We start from the raw sequence: 3,942 nt of genomic DNA on the forward strand, positions 1-3,942 counted from the left end.
CTCGGAACGAAGCAGTTGCGACTGCTTCCGGCCGTGGTGGTTCTTGGTCTTGTCGGCGCCGCCCTCGAAGGGTTCGGCATAGGCTTGATCATCCCCTTGCTGGGCATAATCATGGGACACGCGGATGCGGCCGGAATGGCCGGCTTGTCCGCCGTCTTTCAGTATTTCGGATCGGGCCTGGACGAGCGCGACCGGCTGATCGTCATTTCGGTCGCCATCCTCGGCTCGATCATCCTGAAGAACGTGTTCGCATTCGCGAACACGCTGCTCACCACCTTCATTTACGGCAAGGCAAGCCATTCGATCCGCAGCGCGCTGTCGGAGCAGCTCCTCAGGATAGGTTACCCGTTCTTCCTGCAGCAAAGTCCCGGACGGCTGCTCAACATCATCTCGAACGAATCCTGGCGGGCATCGGATGCGATCCAGATCATGCTGTCGGCCATCGTCAGCGCATCGGCGGCCATCATCCTGCTGGCGTTCCTGCTCCTGCTGTCGTGGCAGATGACACTGTTGGTCACATTGGGCCTGGCCCTCATCCAGGTCGTCCATGCCGTTCTCTCGGCCAATCTGAAAGCGCCCAGCCGCAGCGTCGCCTCCCGCAACAGCGATCTCGCATCGCAGATGCTGCACCTTGTCCATGCCGGGCGCCTGATCCGTATCTTCGGACAGGAGAGCCGCGAGCAAGCGGTGTTCGACCAGGCATCGGACGCGGTGCGCCGGGCTGCTTTCGTCCTGCTTACCCGGCAGGGGGCGTTGCCACCGCTGACCGAGGTTCTCCATGCGATGCTGTTCCTTGCGGTGGTGATCGGCGCATGGTTCGCCAATGTGAGCTTCCCGCTGATCGTCGCATTCGTCATCCTGCTCTACCGGCTGCAGCCGCATATGCGGGCTTTGCAAATGTCGTGGAGCCAGCTGCAAGGCTTGAGCGGGTCGCTCGAAGAGGTCGATTGGATGCTGGATCCGGCGGACAAGCCCAAGCCTCCGCAAGGCGACGGGCCATTCCACGGTTTGCGGCAAGGGATCAGCTTCGACGACGTGGCATTTACCTATTCCGGCACGGACGCACGCGCGGCGGCGCTGCATTCGGCGACTTTCGATATCCGAAGCGGCCGCTCGACGGCGCTCATCGGCCGGTCGGGGGCGGGCAAGACGACGATCGTCAATCTCCTGTGCCGCTTTGTCGAGCCGAGCTCCGGGGGGATTCTTGTCGATGGATCGCCGCTCGACCGGATCGACCCCAGCCAGTGGCGAAAGCACGTCGCGCTTGCCAGCCAGGAGCTGGAACTGGTGGACGGCACCATTTCCGAGAACATAACCTACGGCCAGGATGGCGCCACGAGCAGCGATGCCGAGCGTGCCGCGAGACTGGCCGAAGCGCATGAGTTCATTGAACATCTGCCCCAGGGCTACGATACCGTCGTCGGCTACAGGGGTGTCAATCTGTCAGCGGGACAAAGGCAGCGGATCGCCTTGGCGAGGGCGCTGGTGCGCGATCCTGATCTGCTCATCCTGGACGAAGCCACGAATGCCGTGGACGGACTGTCGGAAGCGGCGATCGTCGAGACGTTGAAGTCGAGAGCCGGCCGCCGCACGACCCTCGTGATCAGCCATCACCACAGCACCATCTCGTTCTGCGATGACGTGGTGATCCTGAGCGGCGGCCGTGTGAAAAAGCAGGCCCCATTCGCGGCCCTGGCGTCGCTCAGCATGGATGAGCTTTACCAGCATGAACCGACCCTCTGACAGGTCCGAGGCCCTGTCTCTCTCCGCCCTGTGTCGGGCTACAGGGCGGCGGCTGCTACCGGGCCCGCCGGCCGGAAACCACCCGCAGCCAGGGCGTCAGATGGAAGGCGCTCATCAGGAGATACATTGCCGGCATGCCGGTAAGAGGCGAGGCGCCCATGCACAGCATTGCGGCGCCACCGCCCTGAAGACAGGAGACCAGCGCCATCAGGGCGAAGGTCGGCGCCGCGGCGAGGCACAGCCAGTCGGCGATGCCGGGGGTGGCGGTGTTTTCGGGGGTCGCGCTTCCGGAGCCGGAATGAATGTCGCTCATGGTCTTTTCCCTTGATGGTTGGCAAGGAGTTGGGTTCCTCTCCCCCGCTCCGCGAGGGAGAGGAAACCAGGCAGGATGGGGCGTGCCACCCTTTCCCGCCAAGCGCTGCTACTCGCTCTTGTCGCGGAACGCGGCCTCGCCGGCGGCTGACACTTCGGCCCATTTCTTGTCGGCCCCAGCTTCGTAATTGTCGTGCCAGTTCCACCAGCTGTAGAGCGGGGTCTGCGGGTAGCCTTCGGGCGAGTCCTCCCAGGTCTCCTGGCGGCCGAGCGGGGTGACGTCGAGATAGCTCCAGACAGTACCCAACGCCTCGTCGCCGCGGTTGTTGATGAAATAGGTGCGGAAGATGCGGTCGCCATCATGAATGAACACGTTGTGGCCGTGCCACTCGTCGACGCCGAAGTCTTTGTCGAAGCTGTCGGTGATGGTGTACCAGGGAATCTCCCAGCCCATCCGCTGCTTCAGCCGTGCAATGTCGGCCTGCGGGGCGCGCGAAGCGTAGGCGAGCGTGGTGTTGCGGGCGTTGAGATGGGCGAGGTGACCGACCTGGTCGGCGCCGAGCGAGCAGCCGCGGCAAGCGTGATCGGGCCAGCCATAGACGCCGGGCTCGAAGAAGGCGCGGTAGACGATCAACTGGCGGCGGCCTTCGAACAGGTCGAGCAGGCTGACCTTGCCGTCGGGGCCATCGAAAACATAGGCCTTGTCCACTTCCGTCCACGGCATGCGGCGGCGTTCGGCCGATAGCGCATCCCTGGCGCGCATCGTCGCCTTCTCCTTCACCAACATCGCTTTGTGAGCGGCTTCCCAGTCTTGCCGTGAAACGATCGGTGGCATCTTCATCGTCATGTTCATTGGTCTTCTCCTTTGCCAGTCGTGGCGTCGTTGCGGTGTGGTGTTGCCTGGGAATGTCGGGGCGTTGCGGGCGCGGCGAAATCCGCGAGTTCCGGCCCGGCGCAGCAGGGGTGGCGCGCGGCGTGCTTGGCCGGATCATTCGCCGTGGCGAGGTCGAGGTCGGTGGAGGCAGGCATTTTCTGGTTCTCCCTTGCGTGCCGTCATTGCCGGCACGACTTGCTGGTTGACGGTACTGACTTAAGGTAGGGCAGCGCCGCGCCGAGGTGGGAGTTACAAGTGTGACGGGATTTGAATGGACTCGCTGATCAACGCGGCGGCGCTGGCGCTGGCTTCGGGCGATGCGCTCGGCGCGCTCGACCGCGTCGCCCTGCGCGAGGATGCGCCGGCGCTGGCGCTGCGCGGCATCGCCATGGCGCAGCTCGGCGACTTCGATCGCGCTAAGCTGTTGTTGCGGCGGGCCGCGCGCGCGTTCAACCCGAAAGAGGCCGTCGCGCGCGCCCGCTGCGTCGTCGCCGAGGCCGAGATCGCGCTGGTCTCGCGTGATCTCGGCTGGCCGGCCAAGGCGCTCGACGCGGCCCGCGCGGCACTGGAAAAGCATGGCGACCGGTTGAACGCGGCGCATGCCGGCCACCTCAAGGTGCGGCGGCTGCTCTTGATCGGCCGCCTCGACGAGGCCGAGCATGTGCTGGCCGGGCTCGACCCGGCGCCGCTTCCGCCGGCGGCCAGGGCCGCGCACGAGCTTGCCGTCGCCGGCATCGCCATGCGGCGCCTGCGGACCAGGCCGGCGCGCGCGGCGCTGGAATGGGCGCGCCATGCCGCCCACATAGCCGGCATTCCCGGCCTCATCGCGGAGGTCGAGAGCGCAAGCCAGGCGCTGGAGACGCCCGCGGCGCGGCTGATCACGCAGGGCAGGGAGCTGCCGGTGCTGCTCGAGGAGGTCGAGGCGTTGCAGGGATCGCCGGCGCTGATCGTCGATGCCTTCCGCTACGCCCTGCGCGGCGGCGGGGTCACGATCTCGCTGGCGAGCCGGCCCG

General features: G+C 65.8%; 3 protein-coding genes and 1 pseudogene. 2 read left to right on the forward strand and 2 right to left on the reverse strand.

Features of this window, described 5'->3' with window-relative positions; translation table 11 throughout:
* Positions 1–1,743, forward strand: a 1,743-nt coding sequence (locus EOA36_RS29835; RefSeq protein ID WP_245464508.1) for an ABC transporter ATP-binding protein, incomplete at its 5' end; no start/stop codon positions are given.
* A gap of 55 nt (positions 1,744–1,798) precedes the next feature.
* On the opposite strand, the gene EOA36_RS29840 is transcribed toward EOA36_RS29835, so the two are convergent.
* Positions 1,799–2,056, reverse strand: coding sequence for a hypothetical protein (locus EOA36_RS29840; RefSeq protein WP_127280552.1), 258 nt, complete (start codon positions 2,054–2,056; stop codon positions 1,799–1,801).
* A 108-nt stretch (positions 2,057–2,164) separates the two neighbouring features.
* On the reverse strand, positions 2,165–2,908 hold the full coding sequence (locus tag EOA36_RS29845) for a thioredoxin family protein (RefSeq protein ID WP_127280553.1): 744 nt from the start codon (positions 2,906–2,908) through the stop codon (positions 2,165–2,167).
* A 292-nt stretch (positions 2,909–3,200) separates the two neighbouring features.
* Here EOA36_RS29845 and EOA36_RS29855 point away from each other — a divergent pair.
* Positions 3,201–3,942: pseudogene (locus tag EOA36_RS29855) on the forward strand (helix-turn-helix domain-containing protein); the annotation flags it as partial.

The sequence above is a fragment of the Mesorhizobium sp. M8A.F.Ca.ET.021.01.1.1 genome (assembly GCF_003998025.1).
Lineage (GTDB): Bacteria > Pseudomonadota > Alphaproteobacteria > Rhizobiales > Rhizobiaceae > Mesorhizobium.

Coding starts and splice junctions, on each gene's coding strand:
- EOA36_RS29845 (WP_127280553.1), bottom strand. CDS start 2,908: ATGAACATGACGATGAAGATGCCACCGATCGTTTCACGGCAAGACTGG.
- EOA36_RS29840 (WP_127280552.1), bottom strand. CDS start 2,056: ATGAGCGACATTCATTCCGGCTCCGGAAGCGCGACCCCCGAAAACACC.